Origin of the sequence: Rudaea sp. (genome assembly GCF_047601565.1) — a bacterium.
Classification (GTDB): domain Bacteria; phylum Pseudomonadota; class Gammaproteobacteria; order Xanthomonadales; family Rhodanobacteraceae; genus Rudaea.
This window is the reverse complement of sequence record NZ_JASGIY010000001.1, coordinates 2,772,303-2,794,127: the sequence shown is the minus strand read 5'-3', so window position 1 is coordinate 2,794,127 and position 21,825 is coordinate 2,772,303. Positions and strand designations below refer to the sequence as shown.

20 protein-coding genes are annotated in these 21,825 nt (G+C 66.8%); 8 read left to right on the top strand and 12 right to left on the bottom strand.

The features are described from left to right. The first annotated feature begins 42 nt into the window (after positions 1 to 42). Positions 43 to 1,458, top strand: coding sequence for a hypothetical protein (locus QM741_RS12270; protein ID WP_415207969.1), 1,416 nt, complete (start codon positions 43 to 45; stop codon positions 1,456 to 1,458). On the opposite strand, the gene QM741_RS12265 is transcribed toward QM741_RS12270, so the two are convergent. Continuing rightward, the gene (locus QM741_RS12265) at positions 1,455 to 2,555 is read right to left on the bottom strand and encodes a pyridoxal phosphate-dependent aminotransferase (RefSeq protein ID WP_415207968.1); all 1,101 of its coding nucleotides are present in this window, start codon (positions 2,553 to 2,555) and stop codon (positions 1,455 to 1,457) included. The genes QM741_RS12270 and QM741_RS12265 overlap by 4 nt on opposite strands. Positions 2,556 to 2,766: 211 nt before the next feature. Between QM741_RS12265 and QM741_RS12260 the strand changes: the two genes are divergently transcribed. Then, the gene (locus QM741_RS12260; protein ID WP_415207967.1) at positions 2,767 to 3,285 is read left to right on the top strand and encodes a 3-hydroxyanthranilate 3,4-dioxygenase; all 519 of its coding nucleotides are present in this window, start codon (positions 2,767 to 2,769) and stop codon (positions 3,283 to 3,285) included. 27 nt (positions 3,286 to 3,312) lie between these two features. Here the strand turns inward: QM741_RS12260 and QM741_RS12255 are convergent, their stop codons facing one another. Then, positions 3,313 to 4,242, bottom strand: coding sequence for a peptidylprolyl isomerase (locus QM741_RS12255; RefSeq protein ID WP_415207966.1), 930 nt, complete (start codon positions 4,240 to 4,242; stop codon positions 3,313 to 3,315). Between the two features lie 26 nt (positions 4,243 to 4,268). After that, positions 4,269 to 5,054 (bottom strand): PDZ domain-containing protein, encoded by a 786-nt coding sequence (locus QM741_RS12250; protein ID WP_415207965.1) that lies wholly within the window; start codon positions 5,052 to 5,054, stop codon positions 4,269 to 4,271. 133 nt (positions 5,055 to 5,187) lie between these two features. Here QM741_RS12250 and QM741_RS12245 point away from each other — a divergent pair, with 133 nt between their 5' ends. Both QM741_RS12245 and ada read left to right on the top strand, forming a co-directional pair. After that, positions 5,188 to 6,057 carry a DMT family transporter gene (locus QM741_RS12245; protein WP_415207964.1) on the top strand — a complete coding sequence of 290 codons (870 nt, stop codon included), beginning with the start codon at positions 5,188 to 5,190 and terminating at the stop codon, positions 6,055 to 6,057. Positions 6,058 to 6,219: 162 nt separating this feature from the next. Continuing rightward, positions 6,220 to 7,278, top strand: coding sequence for a bifunctional DNA-binding transcriptional regulator/O6-methylguanine-DNA methyltransferase Ada (ada, locus tag QM741_RS12240; RefSeq protein ID WP_415207963.1), 1,059 nt, complete (start codon positions 6,220 to 6,222; stop codon positions 7,276 to 7,278). Positions 7,279 to 7,300: 22 nt separating this feature from the next. Here ada and QM741_RS12235 read toward each other — a convergent pair whose 3' ends face one another. Beyond that, complete coding sequence (locus QM741_RS12235; RefSeq protein ID WP_415207962.1) at positions 7,301 to 7,945, bottom strand: hypothetical protein; 645 nt, start codon at positions 7,943 to 7,945, stop codon at positions 7,301 to 7,303. 126 nt (positions 7,946 to 8,071) lie between these two features. Beyond that, on the bottom strand, positions 8,072 to 9,955 hold the full coding sequence (htpG, locus tag QM741_RS12230) for a molecular chaperone HtpG (protein WP_415207961.1): 1,884 nt from the start codon (positions 9,953 to 9,955) through the stop codon (positions 8,072 to 8,074). Positions 9,956 to 10,096: 141 nt separating this feature from the next. Here htpG and QM741_RS12225 point away from each other — a divergent pair, with 141 nt between their 5' ends. Both QM741_RS12225 and QM741_RS12220 read left to right on the top strand, forming a co-directional pair. Next, positions 10,097 to 10,267 (top strand): hypothetical protein, encoded by a 171-nt coding sequence (locus tag QM741_RS12225; protein WP_415207960.1) that lies wholly within the window; start codon positions 10,097 to 10,099, stop codon positions 10,265 to 10,267. Then, positions 10,268 to 11,701 (top strand): inorganic phosphate transporter, encoded by a 1,434-nt coding sequence (locus QM741_RS12220; RefSeq protein WP_415209120.1) that lies wholly within the window; start codon positions 10,268 to 10,270, stop codon positions 11,699 to 11,701. Positions 11,702 to 11,749: 48 nt separating this feature from the next. On the opposite strand, the gene QM741_RS12215 is transcribed toward QM741_RS12220, so the two are convergent. The 7 genes from QM741_RS12215 to QM741_RS12185 form a co-directional block, all read right to left on the bottom strand. Next, on the bottom strand, positions 11,750 to 13,177 hold the full coding sequence (locus tag QM741_RS12215; protein WP_415207959.1) for a M20/M25/M40 family metallo-hydrolase: 1,428 nt from the start codon (positions 13,175 to 13,177) through the stop codon (positions 11,750 to 11,752). Between the two features lie 153 nt (positions 13,178 to 13,330). Next, positions 13,331 to 13,609 (bottom strand): GNAT family N-acetyltransferase, encoded by a 279-nt coding sequence (locus QM741_RS12210; RefSeq protein ID WP_415207958.1) that lies wholly within the window; start codon positions 13,607 to 13,609, stop codon positions 13,331 to 13,333. A 60-nt stretch (positions 13,610 to 13,669) separates the two neighbouring features. Next, positions 13,670 to 14,479, bottom strand: coding sequence for an N-formylglutamate amidohydrolase (locus QM741_RS12205; RefSeq protein WP_415207957.1), 810 nt, complete (start codon positions 14,477 to 14,479; stop codon positions 13,670 to 13,672). Further along, entirely contained in the window at positions 14,476 to 15,057 is a 582-nt protein-coding gene (locus QM741_RS12200; RefSeq protein ID WP_415207956.1) for a hypothetical protein, read from the bottom strand. The genes QM741_RS12205 and QM741_RS12200 overlap by 4 nt, the downstream gene beginning before the upstream one ends. Before the next feature lie 72 nt (positions 15,058 to 15,129). After that, on the bottom strand, positions 15,130 to 16,188 hold the full coding sequence (locus QM741_RS12195; RefSeq protein ID WP_415207955.1) for a diguanylate cyclase: 1,059 nt from the start codon (positions 16,186 to 16,188) through the stop codon (positions 15,130 to 15,132). A 207-nt stretch (positions 16,189 to 16,395) separates the two neighbouring features. After that, the gene (locus QM741_RS12190; RefSeq protein ID WP_415207954.1) at positions 16,396 to 18,063 is read right to left on the bottom strand and encodes a M28 family metallopeptidase; all 1,668 of its coding nucleotides are present in this window, start codon (positions 18,061 to 18,063) and stop codon (positions 16,396 to 16,398) included. Between the two features lie 178 nt (positions 18,064 to 18,241). Then, positions 18,242 to 18,913 (bottom strand): glycine zipper 2TM domain-containing protein, encoded by a 672-nt coding sequence (locus QM741_RS12185; RefSeq protein ID WP_415207953.1) that lies wholly within the window; start codon positions 18,911 to 18,913, stop codon positions 18,242 to 18,244. A gap of 198 nt (positions 18,914 to 19,111) precedes the next feature. Between QM741_RS12185 and QM741_RS12180 the strand changes: the two genes are divergently transcribed. Both QM741_RS12180 and QM741_RS12175 read left to right on the top strand, forming a co-directional pair. Next, the gene (locus tag QM741_RS12180; RefSeq protein ID WP_415207952.1) at positions 19,112 to 20,413 is read left to right on the top strand and encodes an amidohydrolase family protein; all 1,302 of its coding nucleotides are present in this window, start codon (positions 19,112 to 19,114) and stop codon (positions 20,411 to 20,413) included. A 104-nt stretch (positions 20,414 to 20,517) separates the two neighbouring features. After that, a complete protein-coding gene (locus QM741_RS12175; RefSeq protein WP_415207951.1) occupies positions 20,518 to 21,636 on the top strand; it encodes a DUF1615 domain-containing protein in 1,119 nt (372 codons plus the stop codon). Positions 21,637 to 21,825: the final 189 nt, after the last annotated feature.

Genomic DNA, 21,825 nt, shown 5'->3' with positions numbered 1-21,825 from the left:
TTCAATCTTTTCGCATTCGGCAAACAGACGGACGAGCATGCGATGAAGCTACGGCTGTTGCTGTCGTGCCTGCTGCTCGCCGCGCCGCTCGCGGTGCCGGCCGACGACAACCCGCTCACCGAGGCCGCGCGGCTCGGCCTGCTGCAGCGCGCCCAGCAATTGCCGACCGGACACGGGGTGACGCCGGCGGAGTGGCGGCGACGCCAGCTCGCCGCCGCGGACAAGTCCGAGCGGATCATGCGCCGCGCGCAGGAGCAACCGGGCCTGCTCGCGCAATACCTGGCAATGCGGGCCGCCTACGACGGGAGCGACGAGCGCATGTTCCGCCTGGTCTTCAGCCAGTACCTGTCGTGGTTCCAGACCTGGATCGGCGACTACGACGGTGCCGAGCGCTCGTTCTCGATCGCGCAGCCGGCGCAGCCCGACGACGCAGCCTCGCCACTCGCGGGCGCATGGCGCACACGGGCCGCCGATGAGGCAATCCTCGAACTGGCGAAAAACCGCAAGGCCGTGTTCTTCAACGAAGCGCACAGCGCGCCGCTGACGCGCACGCTCACGGCGGAACTGCTCGCGCGCCTGCGCGCGCAGGGCTACACGCATTTCGCCGCGGAAACGCTGTACCTCGAGCAAGCGGAAGCCTTGCGCAAGCGCGGTTATCCGGTTTCGAAGAGCGGTTTCTACACCGAGGAACCGATCTACGCCGAGATGGTGCGCGCGGCCCAACGGCTGGGCTACATCGTCGTCGCCTACGACGCCGAGGAAGCGGGTACCGGCGACGCGCGCGAACGCGCCAGCGCGCAGGCGCTGTACGACCAGGTGTTCGGGAGCAATCCGGACGCGCGTCTCGTCGTCAACGCCGGTTTCGGCCACATCCAGAAGTCCGGCGCGTATCTCGGCGGTTCGAGCATGGCGAAGTTCTTCGCGAAAATCGCGAACGTCGACCCGCTTTGCGTCGAGCAAACCATGATGATCCCGCACGTGCGCAGCGATCAGGATCATCCCTGGTACACCGCGGCGATGCAGGCCGCGCATCCCGCGCAGCCGTTCGTCTACGTCGACGCCGCCGGCAAGCCGTGGACGCTGAAACCCGGGCTCTACGACGTCAGCGTATTCTTTCCGCCCACGGCGCAAATCGACGGCCGTCCGGACTGGGTGAGCCTCGGCGGCATTCGCCAACCCCATACCGTCGGCGGCGATCTCTGCCGCAACCGGTTTCCGTGCCTGATCGAAGCGCGCTACGCGAACGAAGGCGACGATGCCGTCGCCGCCGACCGCACGGTACTCGATGCGATCGACCCGAGCGCGCCAACGACGCAGCACGCGCCGGCCGACCACGGGTCGGCGCAGAGCCGCCTGTATCTTTATCCAGGCGATTACCGGCTGAGCGCGATCGATGGCCGCGGGCGCGTCGTCTCTTCGCAGTCGGCGACGATCGCGCCGGGCACGGCGGCACCCTAGCCGCGCAATGCCCGCGATATCGCATCGAGACCCGCCTCCAGCTCCGCCGCCGTCGGCCAGCCGTAGCCCAGCCTGAAACAGGTATCGGGCATTTCGAACCAGTGGCCCGGGCCGACATAGGTGCCATGGACGTCGAGAAGACGGCGGTAGAACGCGTCCGTGCCTCCCGGCGGCAAATCGCGCATGCGCGGAAAGCACACCACGCCGCCGGCCGGAGGAACCCATTCGAGCAATTCCTCGTTCGCGATCCAGTCGGCGACCCGCTTGCGCCGGCGTCGCATTTCGGCCAGCACTGGATCGAGGATGGCGGCACGGTTTTCCATGATCCGTTCGCCGATCCACTCGTCGATGACGCTGCCGCAGATGCCGATCTGCTCCTTCGCCGCGAGGAACGTTTCCTGCAATGTCGCATTCGTCGTGACGACCCAGCCGAGCCGGATGCCCGGAACGCCGAACGCCTTCGACAGCGACGCCACGCCGATCACATGGTCGCCGAGCGACGCGGCCAATGGTAACGCGCCGTCCAGCGACAGGTCGCGATAGGTTTCGTCGACGAGCAGATAACAGCCGTGCCGGTGCGCCAGCTCGGCCAGGGCGCGCAGCTCCGCTTCGCTGCACATGACGCCGGTCGGATTGTGCGGACAGGTCACGCTGAGCAGCTTCGTCGCCGGCGTGAAGCTCGCCGCGATGCGGTCGAGGTCGATGCGAAAGCCATCCTCGAACCGCAGGTCGACGTGGGTCGTCGCGCATCCGATCGCTCGCGGCGTTTCGAGGTTCGTCGCGTAGTTGGGACGAACGACGACGAGATGGTCCCGCGCACCGAGCAGCGACGTGGCGACGATGAACAATGCGCCCGCGGCGCCGGTAGTGACGAGCACGTCGTCGCGCCCGATGCCCTCGCCCTGCGCCGCGATCAACGAACGCAGCCGTTCGCGGCCGCGATGCTCGCCGTAGAGCAGGGTCAGGTCGGGAACGGCCAGGCCCAGGTCGGACAGCTTGCGGTCGGCGACCGAACTTTCCGACAGGTTGTTGCGGATGCGCGCGTAACCGTATTCCTCCGGCGATTCGACTTCGATGGGCATTCGCACGTAGCGCATGCGGATCTCTCCTCGGCAACCCAGACTTGCCGCTTTCGCAGCGATTCCGCCGATTTTCGCACGCGGTCGCGTCATGGTCGCATGCGCCATGATTTACAAGCTTGCCGGAAGCTGGCAGGCTTTTCGTCGATCCGGCGCTTCGCGCCATTCGCGATCGGAGGCGCTGCGGCGCCAAACTCCCCTGCCGCGAAGGAAGGAAAGAAACGCGCCCATGCTCATCCCGCCCATCGATCTGCAGAAATGGATCGCCGCGCACCGCGACGAGCTGAAACCGCCGGTCGGCAACAAGTGTATCGTCGACGGCGACTTCATCGTGATGATCGTCGGCGGCCCGAATGCGCGCAGCGACTACCACTGGGACGAAGGCCCCGAGTTCTTCTACCAGATCGAAGGCGAGATGGTGCTCAAGGTGCAGGACGAAGGCCATGCGCGCGACATCCCGATCCGCGCCGGCGAGTTGTTCTGCCTGCCGCCGCGCGTGCCGCATTCGCCGCAGCGCATGGCGGGCGGCGTCGGCCTCGTGATCGAGCGCAGGCGCCTGCCGCACGAGAAGGACGGCCTCATCTGGTTCTGCGCGAACTGCAACCACAGGCTGTACGAGGAATACTTCCACCTGCACAGCATAGAGCGCGATTTCCCGCCCGTGTTCGAGCGCTACTACCGCTCGCCGGCCGCGCGCACGTGCAAGGCGTGCGGAAAGGTAGACGGAGTGCCCGACAAGTACCGATGAACTTGCGCCCCCGCGATCCGTCGTTCATCACGGCATATTGGTGGCGCGCACCGGAATCGGTACGCTGCATACGTCGATGTGCCCGAGCGGCACCTTGTAGAACTCGTCGATGCGGTTGCGCCGCGATTCGACCAATGCCGCGAACGTCGGCGTGTCGGTGCGCATGACTTCGAGGTTCGTGCGCTCGGCCGCGGGCACGTCGGCGGCGAGGCGCACGCGCGCGATCCTCACGCGCTGTTCGGGCTTGTCGTAGAAGCCCATCGTCGAGCTGCCGCGCGGCAGGCTGGACAGCAGTTCGATGCCCTGTACGACGCGACCGACGGCGGTGATGTTGCGTTCCAGCCAGCGCGGGGCCTGGCTGATGACGGCGTAGAGTTCCGTGCCGCCGCCCGAGTCGGCGTCGAGATCGCGACCGACGCCGACCGTGCCGTAGCAGTGCGCGAGCCATGCCCGGCCGAGCCTGGGATCGCGCGCGCTCGGGAAATCGCCCGAGAACCCCGTCTGCGCGGCATAGCCGTCGGCATCGGGCAGACGCACGAACGGAATCTTCGCGTCGATCGGCGCGGTGAACTCGGCCTTCAACGTGCGCTTGCCGGTCTTGATCGGCTTCTGCTTCGTCTTGTCCTCGGCGTCGGGATCTCCCCATTGGACCACGTAGTTGTCCTGCACGCGCAGGATCGCGAGACCGTCGAAATACCCTTCGCGCACCAGCGCCTCGATGTTGGCGACGTGGTTCGGCGCGAACTGCGGCGCAAGTTCGATCACGACGCGGCCGGAGGCGAGTTCGAGATAGAGCGTGTGCGCCGGATCGAGCGCGTGCCAGTCCGACGGCTTGGAGTTCTTGACGACGTCGGCCATCGTCGGCGGCTTTGTCGCCGCCCCGGCGCCGGCGCCGAGCGTCAGGCAGGCCAGCGCCATCGCACATGCGGCACGCAGGCCACGAAGCTCGTTTTTCATCGCTCTCTTCCTCCGTCTGGCAGGATTCATTGCTTCGCGTCGCGCGATTCCGCCGCGAGCACGCCAAGCCGTACGCTGCGCTCGACCTGCACACCGCCGCGGCTGATGGTCAGGTTCACGCGCTTGCCCATGTTCGCGCGCAGCAGGTTCTGGAAATCGGCGCGGTCGCGCACCGCCGCGCCGTTGAACTTGAGCACGAAGTCGCCCGTGCGCAGGTTGGCCTCGGACGCGGGCGTACCGCCGATCACCGCGCCGATCTGCACGCCGCCGCCGCCGAGCGTCTTCGCCTCGTCGGCGGTGAGGTTGCGGAACTGCGCGCCGAACGGCAGCTTGTAGCGCACGTAGTACGTCGCGACGAGCGCGGCGGGCAGCGGCCCCGACTCGTCGCTGCAGGCGGCGGTCATTTCCTGCGCGAGTTTCGCGTCGGCCTTCGCGTCGGCCGGCAACACGTAGACCAGCACCTTGTCCGCGCCGACGCGCACGCCCATGCGCTGCGCCCAGTCGCGCGCGGCGGCATCGTCGGTCGGATAACAGCCCGTGCCGATGCGCACGAAACTCCTGGCGACGAGCTTGCGTTCGTCGGCGTGGATGCCGCCGCCGTCGGCGACCTCGGGCGTCGCCGGCGCCGGCGCGGCGCGCAACTCGGCGACGCTCTCGGCGCCGTGGCCCGCCGTTGCCGAATAACGGCCCGGTTCGACTGCCGGCGGCGGCGCTGCGCCCGGCGTTTCGCGCTCGGGGCCGCGCCGGAACCAGGCACAGCCGCCGAGCAGCAGCAACGCCGCCACGACGAACGCGGCGCCGCGAAGCTTCACGATGGACAGGACTCGCATACGCGGCGATAGTACCGCTTTGAAACCCGACTGCCCATGTCGTCCACCTTCGCCTCCGCACCCGCCGACTCGAAACGCGCCTTGCGCATGGCGCAATTCCAGAATCCATTTCTGCGTGCTGCTCTGGGGCTTCACCGCCATTCTCGGCAAGCTGATCTCGCTGTCGGCGCTCGCGCTCGTGCGTTGGCGCATGCTGATCGTCACGCTCGCGCTGCTGCTCGCGCCGAAGGTCTGGCGCGGTCTGCGCGCGATATCGCCGCGCCTGCTGCTGGGCTACGCGACGGTCGGCTTCTTCGTCGCGCTGCACTGGCTCGCGTTCTATGCCTCGGTCAAGCTCGCCAACGCTTCGGTCGCGGCGACCTGCATCGCGATCGCGCCGGTATTCCTCGCCGTGCTCGAGCCGTGGCTGGCGCGGCGGAAATTCCGCTGGCACGAACTGTGGCTCGGCGTCGGCGTGGTGCCGGGCGTGGCGTTCGTGGTCGGCGGCATTCCGGGCGAGATGCGCCTGGGCGTGCTCGTCGGCGTCGTCTCGGCGTTCTTCTGCGCGGTGTTCGGCGCGCTGAACAAGCGCCTCGTGGACCATGCCGATCCGTTCACGGTGACCGCGATCGAAATAGGCACCGGCGCAGCCATCCTGTGGCTGCTCGCCTCCGCGATCCCGCACGAGGGCAGCGTGTTCGACCTGCCCGATCCGCACGATGCGTTCTTCCTGCTCGTGCTTGCGGTCGCCTGCACGCTGGTGCCGTTCACGCTGTCGCTGGTCGCGCTGCGCCACCTCTCGGCGTTCGCGGTCGAGCTCGCGGTCAACCTCGAACCGGTCTACGCGATCCTGCTCGCGATCCCGCTGTTCGGCGAGCAACGCGATCTCGATCTCGCATTCTATCTCGGCGTCGCCATCATCATCGGCGCCGTGCTCGTGCATCCCGTGCTCGAACGGCGGCAGCCGCACAAGGTCGAAACCAACGTGACAGGCTCGGTGGAATGATTCTTTTCATCGGGAAGCGCGGCCAAGCATGGCCGTCTCGTGGCCTTCGCATTCGAAGTAGAACGCGAAAATTCAAACGCAAGAGTCGGAGTGCTTGCGATCATGCGCGTCGATAAGCTGCGTCCATCCCCACCCAAACACAAAGGAACGCGGATGAACGCCATGCTGAAAACTCCCGCCGCCGAAACCGATCCGCGCTGGTCGGCCGTGGTCGCAAAGGACGCGAAGGCCGATGGCACGTTCTGGTATTCGGTCAAGACCACCGGCGTGTATTGTCGGCCGTCCTGCGGCGCGCGCCTGCCGCGGCCGGAGAACATCGCCTTCCACGCGACCTGCGCCGAGGCAGAAAAAGCCGGTTTCCGCCCATGCAAACGCTGCAAGCCGGACCAACCTTCGCTCGCGCGGCAGCACGCGGCGACGATCACCGCGGCTTGCCGCCGGATCGAGGCTGCCGACGAAACGCCGGGCCTCGAAACCCTCGCCGCGCAGGCCGGGATGAGTCCGTACCATTTCCATCGCGTGTTCAAGGCGATCACCGGCGTGACGCCGAAGGCCTACGCGGCCGCGCATCGCGCGCACCGCGTGCGCGACGGGCTCAGCCGCGGCGCGCGCATCACCGATGCGATCTTCGACGCCGGCTACAACTCGAACGCACGCTTCTACGAGCAATCGAACGCGCTGCTCGGCATGACCCCGGGCGAATGGCGCCGCGGCGGCGCAGATGCCGAGATCCGCTTCGCGATCGGCGAATGCTCGCTGGGTTCCATCCTCGTCGCGTGCAGCGGCAAAGGCATCTGCGCGATCCTGCTCGGCGACGATCCCGACCGGCTCGCGCGCGACCTGCAGGACCGGTTTCCGAATGCGCGCCTGATCGGCGACGACGAGGCATTCGCCGATCTCGTCGCGCGCGTCGTCGGCTTCGTCGAAGCGCCGCAGCGCGGCCTCGATCTGCCACTCGACGTGCGCGGCACGGCATTCCAGCAACGCGTCTGGGAAGCGCTGCGCAAGATTCCTGCGGGCGCCACCGTGAGCTACAGCGAGATCGCCGAGCGTATCGGCGCGCCGAAAGCCGTGCGCGCGGTGGCGCAAGCCTGCGCGTCGAACGAAATCGCCGTCGCGATTCCCTGCCATCGCGTCGTGCGCAACGACGGCGCACTGTCGGGCTATCGCTGGGGCGTCGAGCGCAAGCGCGCACTGCTGGAACGCGAACGTACCGGCTGATTCGCGCGGCGATTGCGCCGGTCTACTGCGCCTGAGGAACCGCGCAATTCGGCGAAAGCGTAGCGGTCAAGCCTTCGCTGTCATGGGCGAAACTCACCTGTGTATGGCCGCCGCTGCGCGTCAGCGTGATGACGAAGATGCTGTCGTAATAGTCGTCCGGCCATGCCGGCACCACGCTTGCGTCGCCGCCGTAGTCCTTGACGATGTTGGCGGCGAGCTTGTCCAGGTCGTTGTGTTCCCAGGCGACGAACACCGTGGCGTTCTCGTATTGCGACTTGAGAAGCTCCTTCTCGAGCTTGTCGTAATCGCTGGTCTTGTACTTCACGTCGACCGTCACGCCTGCCGCGATCGCGGTGGGCTCGATCGTGGCCAGCGCACGCAGATACCAATAGTCGACGCCATTGGAATCTTTGTTTTCCTTCGTCTTGGCCGCGAATACGTAGTTCGGAACGCCGAATTTCGGAGTCAGGATGCCTGGCAGGGCCAGCGCGCGGTTCTGGCCCGTGCAGGTCAACTGCCCATTGTCCACATCCGCCGGCTTTTCGCCGTGGCGCACGAGAACCAGCGTCTCGACGCTCGTGGAGGGAGTCGCTGCGGATACCGCGCCTGCGGCCGCAAACGAAAGGGAAAACGCCGCAACGGCGCCATGCAGAAACCGGTTGGACATATCGACTCCTCATCGCAAGAAAGTCCGCTGCCGCGCATCGCAGCGAAGTCGCCGAAGCGACCGCCGCGATACTGTCGCGGGGTTTCTTGCATCGAGCTGACGAAAGCCGAAATGCGGGATGAATGCTCAGCCGGCGTTCACCAACAGACCGTTGACGCGGCGTACGTACTCCGCCGGATCTTCGAGAGCGGCACCTTCGAGAATCTGCGCCTGTTCGAGCAGGAGCAGGCCCAGGTCGGCGGCGCGCGCCGCGTCGATTTCGCCTTCGAGGCGCTTGACCAGCGCATGCGCGGGGTTGATCTCGAGCACGGGCTTCGATTCGGGCATGTCGTGGCCGGCCTGCTTGAGCAGGCGCTGCATCGCGGGACTCATGTCGTGCTCGTCGAGCACGAGCACCGAGGGCGAATCGGTCAGGCGCGCGGACACGCGCACGTCGCGCACGCGCTCGCCGAGCAGTTCCTTCAATTTCTTGACGACGCCTTCGGCGGCCTTTTCCGCTTCCTTGCGTTTTTCCTCGTTCGCGCCGCCGAACTTCGACAGGTCGAGATCGCCCTTGGCGACGTTGCGCAGTTTCTTGCCGGCGTATTCGGCCAGATAATTCGACATCCATTCGTCGATGCGATCGACCAGCAGCAGCACTTCGATGCCGTGCGCCTTGAGCGCCTCGAGTTGCGGGCTGCCCTTGGCCGCGGCATAGCCGTCGGCGGTGAGATAGTAGATCGTGTCCTGGCCGGCCTTCATGCGGCCGATGTAGTCGTCGAGCGACACGGTCTGCGCGGCGCCCTCGCCCTGCGTCGAGGCGAAGCGCAGCAGTTTGGCGATGCGTTCCTTGTTGGCGACATCCTCGGCGATGCCTTCCTTGAGCAGGTTGCCGAATTCCGTCCAGAACGTGGCGAACTTCTCCGGCTCGCCCGATGCAAGCTTGTCGAGCAGGTCGAGCACCCGCTTGACGCAGGCCGCCTTGAGCTTTTCGAGGTTGCGGTTCTGCTGCAGGATCTCGCGGCTGACGTTGAGCGGCAGGTCGTCGGAATCGACCACGCCGCGCACGAAGCGCAGGTACGCCGGCAGCAGTTGCTCGGCCGCGTCCATGATGAAGACGCGCTTGACGTAGAGCTTAAGCCCCTTGCGCTCGTCGCGGTTGCCGCCGAAGAAGTCGAACGGCGACTTCGACGGCACGTAGAGCAGCGACGTGAAATTCTGGTTGCCCTCGACGCGGTTGTGCGTCCAGGCGAGCGGATCGTCGAAGTCGTGCGCGATGTACTTGTAGAAGTTGCGGTAGTCCTCGTCCGAAAGGTCGCTCTTCGGCCGCGTCCACAACGCGGAGGCCTGGTTGACCGTTTCCCACTCGTCGGTCGGCTTGCCGTCGTTTTCCTTCGGCATGCGGATCGGGAAACCGATGTGATCGGAATAGCGCGCGATCAGGCTGCGCAGCGTCCAGCTCTGCAGAAACTCGTCCTCGTCGGCCTTCAGGTGCAACGTTACCGCCGTGCCGCGCTCGGCGACGTCCAGCGTTTCCAGCGTATATTCGCCGCTGCCGGCCGATTCCCAGCGCACGCCTTCGCTCGCCGCTTCGCCGGCCTTGCGCGTCGTCAGCGTGACCTTGTCGGCGACGACGAAGGCGGAGTAGAAACCGACGCCGAACTGGCCGATCAGGTTGGCATCGGCCTTCTTCTCGGCCGACAGCGCTTCGAGAAACTTGCGCGTGCCGGAACTGGCGATCGTGCCGATGTTGGCGATGACCTCGTCGCGCGTCATGCCGATGCCGTTGTCGCGGATCGTCAGCGTGCGCGCGTCCTTGTCGATGCTGACGCCGATGCGCAACTCGCCGTCGCCGCCGAGCAGTTCCGGTTTGCCCAGCGCCTCGAAGCGCAGCTTGTCGCAGGCATCGGACGCATTCGAAATCAGTTCGCGCAGGAAGATTTCCTTGTGCGAATAGAGCGAATGGGTGACCAGGTGAAGGACCTGGGCGACTTCGGCTTCGAACTTGCGGGTTTCGGCGGCTGCGGTCACGGAGCGGATTTCCTTGGCGATGAGTTGCCGGACGAATAAGGTCGCGGAGCCGGCTTTTCAAGCCATCCGTCGCCGGACCTGTCATCAATCGGGAACATTGAACGCGGACCATGGTCGTCCCGGCCCATTGCACATTCCGCCATGAGCACCCTCGCTGCCGAAGCCCTGCCCTCCGCGCGTCCCCGGCTCGACCACGAGCCGAGCCGCGCCACCACCTTCGTCTTCCTCGCCCTGCTCGCGATCGGACTCGGCTACACCGCCTGGAGTCTGACCGTCGACATCGGTGCCGCCGGCGTGCACCCGACGACCTAGATTCCGTTCCTGCTGCTCGGCGTCGCCCTGCTGATCGCGCTCGGCTTCGAGTTCGTCAACGGCTTCCACGATACCGCGAACGCCGTCGCCACGGTGATCTACACGCATTCGCTGCCGGCCAACGCCGCCGTGGTCTGGTCGGGCCTGTTCAACTTCCTCGGCGTGCTGTTCTCCTCGGGCGCGGTCGCGTTCGGCGTGATTTCGCTGCTGCCGGTGGAACTGATCCTGCAGGTCGGCTCCGGCGCGGGCTTCGCGATGGTGTTCGCGCTGCTGATTGCGGCGATCCTGTGGAACCTCGGTACCTGGTGGCTCGGCCTGCCCGCGTCGAGTTCGCACACGCTGATCGGTTCGATCATCGGCGTCGGCGTGGCCAACGCACTCATGCACGGGCGCGACGGCACCAGCGGCGTCAACTGGGCGCAGGCGTCGAAGATCGGCTGGTCGCTGCTGGTCTCGCCGCTGGTCGGCTTCGTTTGCGCGGCGCTGCTGCTGCTCGTGCTCAAGGCCTTGGTCAAGAACCGCGAGCTGTACCAGGAACCCAAGGGCGACACGCCGCCGCCGTGGTGGATCCGCGGCCTGCTCGTGCTGACCTGTACGGGCGTGTCGTTCGCTCACGGCTCGAACGACGGCCAGAAAGGCATGGGCCTGATCATGCTGATCCTGATCGGCACCGTGCCTATGGCCTACGCGCTCAATCGCGCGATGCCCGCCGACCAAGTGACCCCGTTCGTCGCGATGGCGACGACGACCCAGGCGTCGCTGAACAAGTACGCCACCGGGCCGGCGCCGGCCGATTCGCGCAAGGCGCTGTCCGAGTACGTGCGCACGCGCGCATGGAACGACCAGGTCGTGCCGGCGCTGGGTGCGATCACCGGCGACATCGGCGCGCAGATCAAGTCCAGCGGCAGCTTCGCCAAGCTGCCCGCGGAATCCGTGGCCAACGTGCGCAACGACATGTACCTCGCCTCGGAGGCGATGCGCTTCCTCGACAAGGACACGCACAGCGCGGTGTTCGACACCGACACGAAGAACAACCTCGCCGCGTTCAAGAAGCAGATCGACAACTCGACCAAGTTCATTCCGCTGTGGGTGAAGGTCGCCGTGGCGATCGCGCTCGGCCTCGGCACGATGATCGGCTGGAAGCGCATCGTCGTCACGATCGGCGAGAAGATCGGCAAGACCCACCTGACCTACGCGCAGGGCGCGAGCGCGGAACTCGTGGCGATGAGCACGATCGCGGCCGCCGACATGGTCGGCCTACCCGTGTCGACCACGCACGTGCTCTCGTCCGGCGTCGCCGGCACGATGGCCGCGAACCGCTCGGGTCTGCAGCTCGCCACGCTGCGCAACCTCGCGATGGCCTGGGTGCTCACGCTGCCCGCGGCGATCCTGCTGTCCGGGTCGCTGTACTGGCTGTTCAGCCGCGTGCTGTGACGCAAACGGGAAGCGGGCCGGCGAAGTCGCCGCCCGTCCCGGCCGCGATCAGTCCTTCGCGTCCGCGTAGATCTTCACGACCTCGTAGAGGAACTTGCGCCCGTCGAGCAGCGACTTCACCCGGATGCGCTCGTTGAGCCCGTGCGCGCGGCTGCCTTCGGCATCGTGGAACATGCCGGACAGGCCGTAGGTCGGCACGCCGGCCGCGTTGAGGAAACGTCCGTCGGTCGCACCGGTCGACATCGTCGGCACGATCGCCGCGCCCGGCCACATCGATTCGGAAACCTTGCGCACCGGCTCCATGATCTTCTCGGAGAGCGGCGGCGGCGGGCTCTGCAGGCCCGGATCGCCGACCATCTTGATCGTGATCTTGTCGTCGCCCATCACGCTCGTGATCTGCTTCTGCACGTCGGCGATGGGCACGCCGGGCAGGATGCGGCAGTTGACGTTCGCGCTGACGTGCTGCGGCAACGCATTCGGCGCATGGCCGCCGTTGATTTCGGTGACGACGCAGGTCGTGCGCAGCATGCTGTTCCAGCCCGGATTGACCGCCCAGAGTTTTTCGATCGCCGCGTCGTCGTTCGGATTGGCCAGCACCGCGCGCATCTGCGCGCCGATCTCCGGCGGCAACAGCTTCGACTCCGCTTCGTAGTAGCCCTTCGTCGCCTGGTTGAACGCGACCGGGAACTGGTACGCCGACAGTTTTTCCAGCCCCTTGGCCAGGCGCGCGATCGGATTGTTGTGCGTCGGCCGCGAGCTGTGCCCGCCGACGTCGCTCGCGTCGAGCCGGAAGTCCTGGTACACCTTTTCGCCGGCCTGGATCTGCAACGCGACGTGCTTGCCGTCCTTGTCGAGTTCGCCGCCGGCGCCCTCGTTGAGCGCGAACGCGGCGTCGAGCGCTTCGGGATGCGCCTGCAGCAGCCATTTCACCCCGTTGAACGTGTCCGGCGTTTCCTCACCGCAGGTCAGCGCGAGCTTGATGCTGCGCTTCGGCACGAAGCCCGACTTCCTGTAGCGGATCAGGTTGTCGGTGAACGATGCGGCCATCGCCTTGTCGTCGCTCGATCCGCGCGCGTAGAACCAGCCGTCTTCCTCGACGAGCTTGAACGGGTCGCGCTCCCAGTCCTCGCGCTTGGCTTCGACGACGTCGATGTGCGCGAGCAGCAGGATCGGCTGGGCGAGCTTGTCGCTGCCGCGCAGAATCGCGCTCAGGTTGCCGTCCTTCGGCCTATCGGGCGGCACGAGAACCTGCGTGTCGCTCTTGGGAATGCCGCCGGCGACCAGACGCGCCTGCATCGCTTCCGCAGCCTGCGTGCAGCTGCCGACCGAGCGCGTCGTATTGATCTCGACGAGTTGCTTGTACAGGTCCCGGAATGCGGCCTCGTCGGCCGAGGGCGCCTGCGCCCTGCCCTGCGCCGCGAACAGTGCGGCCATGATGGCCGTTGAAAGAGAAAGCGATCGGGCGAAGACGCGCATGAAAACTCCTCGGCAGGTGGGCAGAAAGCGGCAAGAGTGCGATGCGCGGCGGCGAAGATCAATCCCCGCCTCGCGCACATCGCGCACGAACCGCGAAAACGCACTTGCCGTTTTGCCCGCCGTGGCCGGCAAAGCCGGGTTGGCGCGCCCCGTTCATGCCAGCACCAGATCCTGGTATTCCGCGTGCCGCTTGATGTAGGCGGCGATGAACGAGCACTGCGGTATCACCTTTTCGCCGTTGCGGCGCGCGTCGTCGAGCGCGAACTGGGCGAGCCTGGAGCCGATGCCGCGTCCACCGAGCTGCTCGGGCACGATCGTGTGGATGAAGGTGATCACTCCGGGCTTGCGCGCGTAGTCGACATGCGCCGTGAAGCCGTCGACAGTCAGTTCGTAGCGGTTGCGCGCACGGTTGTCGATGATCTCGTCGGACACGGTCCGGCTCCTTGCAGGTTGGACGTCTCCATCTTAACCCCACTCGCCCGTCGACGACCCTCAGATCAAACCGGCATCCGCACCCGCTCGCAGCAGCCACGCGGCGACGCGCTCGCCCCAGGCGGCTTGCCCATCCGCGTCCGCGATCAGGTCCTGGCGGATTTCGAGTTCGACGTTGGCCAAGCCGCGTTGCGTGCCGTACACCGGGATCGCATAGTCGCTCGTGTCGCTGACCGAATACGGCTCGTTGTCGCCGACCACCCACTCGCCTTCCGCACGGATCAGGTGCAGCAAGGCATGCGCAAGCCGCGTGTCGTGGTGGTAGAGGATGCCGGCCTGCCACGGCCTCGAGACGTCGAGATAGGCCGGCGTGAAGCTGTGCACCGTGACGAGGATGGTTCGACGCCCGGCGGCGCGGCGTGCGTCGAGCTCGGCTTCGATGCGCGCGTGGTACGGCCGGAACACTTCGTCGACGCGCTGGCGCCTCTGCGCGTCGGTGAGATTCGCATTGCCGGGGATGTCGGTGCGTTCGCTGCGCGTCGCGATCAGGGTCGGCGAGGCCAGCGGGCGGTTGCAGTCGACGACGAGGCGCGAATAGGTCTGCGCGATCGCGAACGCGTCGAGGCGCGCGGCGAGGTGGGATGTCACCTCCGCCGCGCCGATGTCCCAGGCGATGTGGCGCTCAAGCTCGCGCCCATCGAGGCCGAGGTTGCCGAGCGCGCGCGGCAGGCGCCGCCCGGCGTGGTCGCAGGTCAACAAGAACGGCGAGGTGCCGTTCGCGTTCTTGATCGAATACGGCGGCGGCTCGTCGGCCGCGATGAGGCGCGCGGGGGCAGCCGTCGCCGCGTCGATGCCGGCGACGGCGCTCATCCCTGCGGCGCCCCCACCGAAGCACGGCGCGACCAGTCCAGATCGAGCACGACGCGCTCGCCGCTGCGCGCATCGGTCGCCTCGATCCGCGCGAGGCGGCCGCTGCCGTCGCAAACCCATGCGCGCAGGTCGCCATCGGCGCCCGCTCCGGGCAGCTTGCCATGGGCGCGAAAACGGTAGACCTGCGCCGCGCACTGGCTGGTCCGTGCGGTCGACTCGACATGCGCATCGCGCACCGTGGCGATCGCGCTGCGCATCGCCGCCATGTCGAACGCGGTCGCCGGCACGAGCGATCGGTCGACCGCCGTCCACACACCGAGCGCGCGGATCCAGGCACGCGCGCCGATGGCGACGAACTCCATCTCGTCGGTGCTCGCGTGGATGCGGTCAGGGAACACGACTTCGATCTCGCCGGCCATCGCCGGCAACGAGAGGCCGAACAGGCGCCCTTGCGCATAGCCGCGAAAGCCGCCCGCATCGATGATCTGCGTCAGCGCGCGCCGCACCTCGGCGCGCGCGTCCGCATGCGCCTGTGCGGCGGCGGCGATGCCGAGCAAGCCGGCCAGTAGCAGCCTCATTCGCACTCCAGCAGAAATTCCGCGCAGAGTATCCGGCCGCGTCGATGAATGCAGCTTATCGGCGTGCGCCCCTCAGTGCGCGATGGCGACGCGATCGCGCCCGAGCGCCTTGGCCTCGAACAGCGCGATGTCGGCGCGCTTGACCCAGGCGCGCGCATCGTTCATGTCGTTCTCGTTCGCGGCGATACCGATGCTGACCGAGGACATCGACACCGGAATGCCGTCGGGCGCGCCGGCCAGCACGCTCAAGCGAATGCGTTCGGCGACCTTCATCGCCGTCTCCACGCCGGTCTGCACGAGGACGATGGCGAACTCGTCGCCGCCGTAGCGCCCCGGCACGTCCACGTCGCGAATGCAGCGGCGAATGATGCCGGCGACCTCGCGGATGACCTCGTCGCCGGTGAGATGGCCGTACTCGTCGTTGATGCGCTTGAAATTGTCGATGTCGATCATCAGCAGCGCCGCGGGAATACCCAGGCGCTGATGCCGGCGCAGCAGGTCGAGCGTCTTTTCCTCCCAACTGGCGCGATTGAGCAGCCCGGTCAGCGGATCCACGCTGCTCAACTGCGCCAAGTGCCGGTTCTGCCGACTCATCTTGCTCACGAGCCGGTAGTTCGCGCAGCTTATCGCGAGCGGATACGCCACCAGCAACGGCAACGCCATCGCGATCTCCGCCATCGTCGTCCCGGGCCGGAAGCGCAAACCGCACACGAGCGCGGTAGCGGCGCAGGCAACCGTCTGCGCGATGACGGCGCGCACGAGCAGTTTCGGGCCGCCGAGAGCAAGCCGATCGAACGACAGCGTCACCGCCAGCAGCACGCTGGGCAGGAAGTTGAACTGCATCGCGGCGATCCAGATGCCGCCGAACATCGCGTCGACGACGAGATTGCGCAACTCGGCTTTGCGCGGCGAACGCGAGCGCAGGGCGAGCCAGCGTGCGAGATGCGGCCAGAAGATTCCGTTCCAGAACAGCGCCGTCCAGACCGGCCAGGATGCGCCGTTGACGCGAAGCACGCCGGCCACGCAGATGACGCTCAGCACCACCCCGAGCAAGCGCAGCGGATAGATGCGCCGCACGAACTGTCGCTCATGGTCCATGAACTTCGCAGATTCGGCTTGGAACGCGGTCATCGGTCGGGGACTGCTCGCAAGTCGCTCGTGAGAACGACGGTCGACACGGGAAAAGCAATCTCCATGCCAACCGCGACAAACCTCCCGACCAACCTCTTGCAAGCCGCGTTTTCACGCGAATTCGCCGCTGCCGGCCCCGTAGCGGAGGCGCGACAAAGCCCATGGCGCGCTGCGCAGCCCGCTATCCGCCGGAGCTGCCGCGGTGCGTTACTTTCTGTCTCCTGCCGTCGTGTCGCGCACGGCGCGGAACTCGGAATCGGCGGACCAGTTCGGCCATTCGCGCGAGTTCGCCAGCTTGTTGCCGAGCTGGTAGAGCACGCCGAGATCGTGGCTCATGCCGGCGAAGGTCCAGGTTGGCTCCCATTCGTCGGCCGGCTGGTGGTAGCGGTTGGCGGTGTAGTCCTTGCGGTATTTCTCGCCAGCCTCGATGCCGCCGTTGACCAAATCGTCGCCCGATTCCCACGAGAACGCCGGCACGCCACGCTTGGCGAAACCGAAGTGGTCGGAGCGGAAGAAATGGCCGGCTTCCGGATGCGGATCCTCGGAGAAGTAGAGACCGTTCGTCTTGGCGATTCCAATCACGTCGCCGAGCAGGTCCGACTTGGCATTGCCCGACTGCGAGAAGTTCTTCGCCGGCCCGTTCGGATCGAGCGCATCCATGTTGATGTCGGCGACCGTCCTGCTCAACTGATACAGCGGGTTCGAGGCGTAGTATTCCGAACCGAGCAGGCCCTTCTCCTCCGCGGTGACGTTGAGGAACAGCACCGAACGCTCCGGCTTCGGCCCGTGTGCGAACGCGCGGCCGAGCTCGATCAGCGCCGCGGTGCCGGTGGCGTTGTCGACCGCGCCGTTGTAGATCTTGTCGCCCTTCGCATCGGGCATGCCGACGCCGAGATGGTCCCAATGCGCGCTGTAGATCACCGTCTCCCCGGGATGCTTGGTGCCTTCGATGCGGCCGACCACGTTCTGCGAGGTGATCACGCTCGAATCGACCTGGTAGCTGGCCGAGAAGGTCGTGTCCTTCAACGCGACGGGCTTGAACTCGCGCGTCTGCGCTTCCTTCTTCAGCTTGTCGAAATCCAGCCCGGAGCTCTTGAGCAGCGACACGGCGAGATCGCGCTGGATCCAGCCTTCGAGCTTGGGATGCGTTTCCGCCGGATTCTTGCGGACGATGTCGAACTGCACGTTCGTGTTCGAGTTCTTCACCGTGGCCCAGCCGTAGGAGGCGGGATCGGTCTCGTGCACGATCAGGAGCCCCGTCGCGCCGCGGCGCGCGGCTTCTTCGTACTTGTAGGTCCAGCGGCCGTAGTAGGTCATCGCCTTGCCGCCGAAATCGCCGACGCCGGTTTCGAAGTCCGGGTCGTTGATCAGCACGATCGCCACCTTGCCGTGCAGATCGACGCCCTTGAAGTCGTCCCACTTGCGCTCCGGCGCGGTCACGCCGTAGCCGCAGAACACGACCGGCGCGTTGGCGATGTCGACCGACTTGGCGCCGTCGAGCGGCGCGCGGATCGCGATCTCGTTGCCTTGCGTCAGCGCGTCCACCTTGCCGCGGACGTCGAACGACGACTTCGGCGCGCCCTCGATTTCGGCGCGCAGCAGCGGCACGGCCTGGGTCCATGCACGCTTGCCGTCCTTGAGATCGCCGCCCGGCAAAAGGCCCGCGCCCTTCATCTGCTCGATGACGTAGGCGAGCGTTTTCGTCTCGCCCGGCGTGGCCGGCCCGCGCCCCTCGAAGGCATCGGAAGAAAGCGTCTTCACTTCCGCCGACAACAGCTTGGGGTCGAATTTCGGCGTGTAGGCGGAAGATGGATCGGCGGCAAACGCCGCGCTGGAAATCGCAAGTGCGACGGCGCAGGCAAGCAGAGTTTTCATGACGCTCCCATGGGTGCAGACGAACGCCGATGATAGCCCGCACGCCGCGATAGCGTCCACATCACGCCCATGTTCGCGCAAAGATCGCCAAGAAAGACCGGACTTCCTTTTGCGCCCTCGCATCGAATCGCCCGTTCGTCAAGGCTCCTCGCGCGATCGCAGCGTGGCGCCGGGCGCGCTACTGCACACCGCGCACCGGCAGCGCGATGCGGCTGCCCGGATCGTAGTCGAGCTTCACGCGCAGGTTCTGGCCTTGGTAGGCGTAGACCACATCGAACAGTTGCGGCACGTCCTTGCCCGCGACCACGTTGCGGCAGCGCCTGACCACGCGCGTCACGGTGTCGCCTTCCTGGTGCGCCTCCTGGATCTTCTTGCCGGCAATGCCGCCGCCGATCGCACCCGCCACCGTGGTAAACCTGCGTCCGCCGCCGCTGCCGATCTGGTTGCCGATGACGCCGCCGGCGATCGCGCCGATCACCGTACCGGCGACCTGGTGGTCGTCGGACTGCGGCCGGCGCTCGGTCACGCTCTGATCGCTGCACACCTGCTGCATGCCGCTCAACGGGGTCAAGCTGACTACCTGCGCGTATTCGGCGCTGCCGGCCGCGGGCGCCGGCTCACCGCTTGGCGAAGCGACGCTCGAGGCGGACGAATTCGCCGGCGCGGTCAGTTCCGCCACCAACATCGACGCTGGCGGCGGCGGCGCGGGCGGCGGGTTCTGCGCGGCCGCAGGCGCGTTCTGCGCCGTGTTGCCCGGCGACGAACCGCCGCACGCCGCCAGCGTCGCGGCGAGCGCGCAGGCCAATGCGCCGGCGAACTTCTTCGAGCGGACGAACGGGGACACGATCATGGCGTTCTCCAAATCCCTGCACGGCCGATGGTAGTCGGAAGACGTGTACGGGCGCTGAAAAACGCCGCACGGCGGCACCGATTTCCGCGCGCAATACGGACACGGGAACAGGTGCCGAACACACCCCGCTCGGCGCCTGCGCGGGGCGCGCCGATCCGCATATACTTCTTCGCCACCAACGCTGGGGAGAGAAAAGAAATGAACACCCGTATCGGCTCGATTGCCGCAAGCCTGCTGTTTGCCCTGTCCGCGCAGTCGCCGGCCGCCGCGCCCGCGGCAAAACCGCTCGTGCTCAAGGCCGCGCACCTGTTCGACGGGCGCAGCGGCGCACTGGTCTCGCCCGGCATCGTCGTCATCGAGGGCGAACGCATCGCCGCGGTCGGCGCGAACGCGGCGATTCCGGCCGACGCGAAAGTGATCGATCTCGGCGACGCCACGCTGCTGCCCGGCTTCATCGATGCGCACACGCACATCGCTTCCGACCACAACGACAATTGGGCGCAGGGTTTCTACGAAGACATGCTGCGCTTCCCGGTCGAGCAGTCGTTCCACGCCGAGCGCAACGCGCGCGCGACGCTGCGTGCGGGCGTGACCACGGTGCGCGAGGTTGGCGCGGCCGATTTCATCGACGTCGCGCTGCGCAACGCGATCAACCAGCATCTCGCCGAAGGCCCGACCATGCTCGTCGCCGCGCATGCGATCGGTTCGACCGGCGGCCATTGCGACGGCTCGCCGATCCCGCCCGACCGGATGAAGGAACCCGGTCCGCTCGAAGGCGTGTGCAACGGCCCCGAGTCGTGCCGCCAGGCCGTGCGCGAGCAGATGAAATTCGGCGCCGACGTGATCAAGATCTGCGCCTCGGGCGGCGTGCTGTCCGAAGCCGATCCGGTCGACGTGCCGCAGCTCACGCCCGAAGAACTGAAGGCGATCATGAGCGAAGCGCACGCCTGGCGCCGCAAGGTCGCCGCGCACTGCCACGGCGATCTCGCCGCGAAGCTCGCGATCGAAGCCGGCGTCGATTCGATCGAACACGGCAGCTTCCTCAAGCCCGACACGCTGCAACTGATGAAGCAGAAAGGCGTCTACCTCACACCGACGCGCATGACCCAGGAATGGGTGCTGGCCAAGGCCGACACGTATCCGCCGAAGATCGCCGCCAAGGCGCGCGCCGCGGCCAACGCGCACAACGAGATGATGAAGAACGCGATGAAGATCGGCGTGCTGATGGCGTTCGGCACCGACGCGGCCGTGTATCCGCACGGCAAGAACGCCGAGGAATTCGGCGACCTCGTCGCGCTCGGCATGACGCCCGCCGCGGCGCTGATGACGAGCAGCATCGGTTCGGCCAAACTGCTGGGCATTGATGCCGATACCGGTACGCTCGAAGCGGGCAAGTACGCCGACGTCGTCGCCGTCAAGGGCGACGTGCTCAAGAACATCCGCGCAACCGAAAACCCGCTGCTCGTGGTCAAGCGCGGCGAGACGGTGCGCATGGATTGATCCACGCGACGACGTCGATCGAGGCAGATCGACATTCGGGACGCTGCGCCGGGCGGTGCGTTCGGTCACAATGCGAGGCACCACATACGCGCGGCTCACCTCGCATGCCTGCAACGACGCATCGCCTCCGCATCGTCCGGCGCTTCGCCGCGCTGACGATCGCCGCCCTGCTCGCCGGCTGCGCCACGCCACCAAAGAAACCCAGCCGACCGCGCGAGGAAGTGCGCGCGCAGCTCACGGCTTTGATTCCGCCCTCGGCGCGCGATCGCGCCGGCTGGGCGCTCGACATCACCGACGCTTTCTACGCGCTCGACGTCGAACCGACCTCCTCGCACCTGTGCGCGGCGCTCGCGGTCATCGAGCAGGAATCGGGATTCGTCGCCGATCCGCCCGTGCCGAACCTCGGCCTCATCGCGCAGGAGGAAATCGACCGCCGCGCCGGCGCGCACCATGTTCCGGCGTTCGCCGTGCACGCGGCGATGGCGATCAAGTCCTCTGATGGGCGCAGCTACAACGACCGCATCGCCGCGGTGCGCACCGAGCGCGAGCTGAGTCTCCTGTTCGAAGACCTGATCGGCCGCGTGCCGCTGGGGCAGACGCTGTTCGCCGACTCCAATCCGGTCAAGACTGGCGGCCCGATGCAGGCCAGCGTGGCGATCGCGGAGGCGTTCGTGCGCACGCATCCCTACCCGTATCCGTACGACGGCTCGATCCGCCACGAAGTCTTCAGCCGGCGCGGCGGCGTCTACTTCGGCATCGCCCATCTGCTCGCCTACCCGGTTTCCTACGACCGCATGATCTACCGTTTCGCCGATTACAACGCCGGCTATTACGCGAGCCGCAACGCCGCGTTCCAGAACGCCGTCCACCTGCTGACGCAACAACCGCTGGCCTACGACGGCGACCTGATCGACTACGCCAGCGGCAACGGCCATACCGAACTTGCCGTGCGCTCGCTCGGCAAGCGCCTCGACATGGACGACGGCGACATCCACGCCGCACTCGCGCAGGGCGAGAAGTTCGACTTCGAGAAGACGCCGCTGTACGCGAAGATCTTTGCGCTGGCCGACCGGGCCGCCGGTACGTCGCTGCCGCGCACGATGCTGCCGCAGATCGACCTCGACAGCCCGAAGATCACGCGCAGGTTCACCACGGCCATGTTCGCCGAAAGCGTGGAGCGGCGTTATCGCGCCTGCCTCGCGCGCGCCACGCCGAAGAATTGATTGCGCGCCCCCGAGCCGGGCGATGCGGCCGCGACCGACGGCGCGGAACGCTCTTGAGCCGGATATGCGGAACCGTGCGCAAGTACGCGACCAAAATAGGGATTTTTAACGAAAAGTTCCATTTTTTCCGACTGCGTTGGCGTACTCTTGCGATTCCGGCAGCGCAGCAGGCCATCGCGCGCCGCTGCC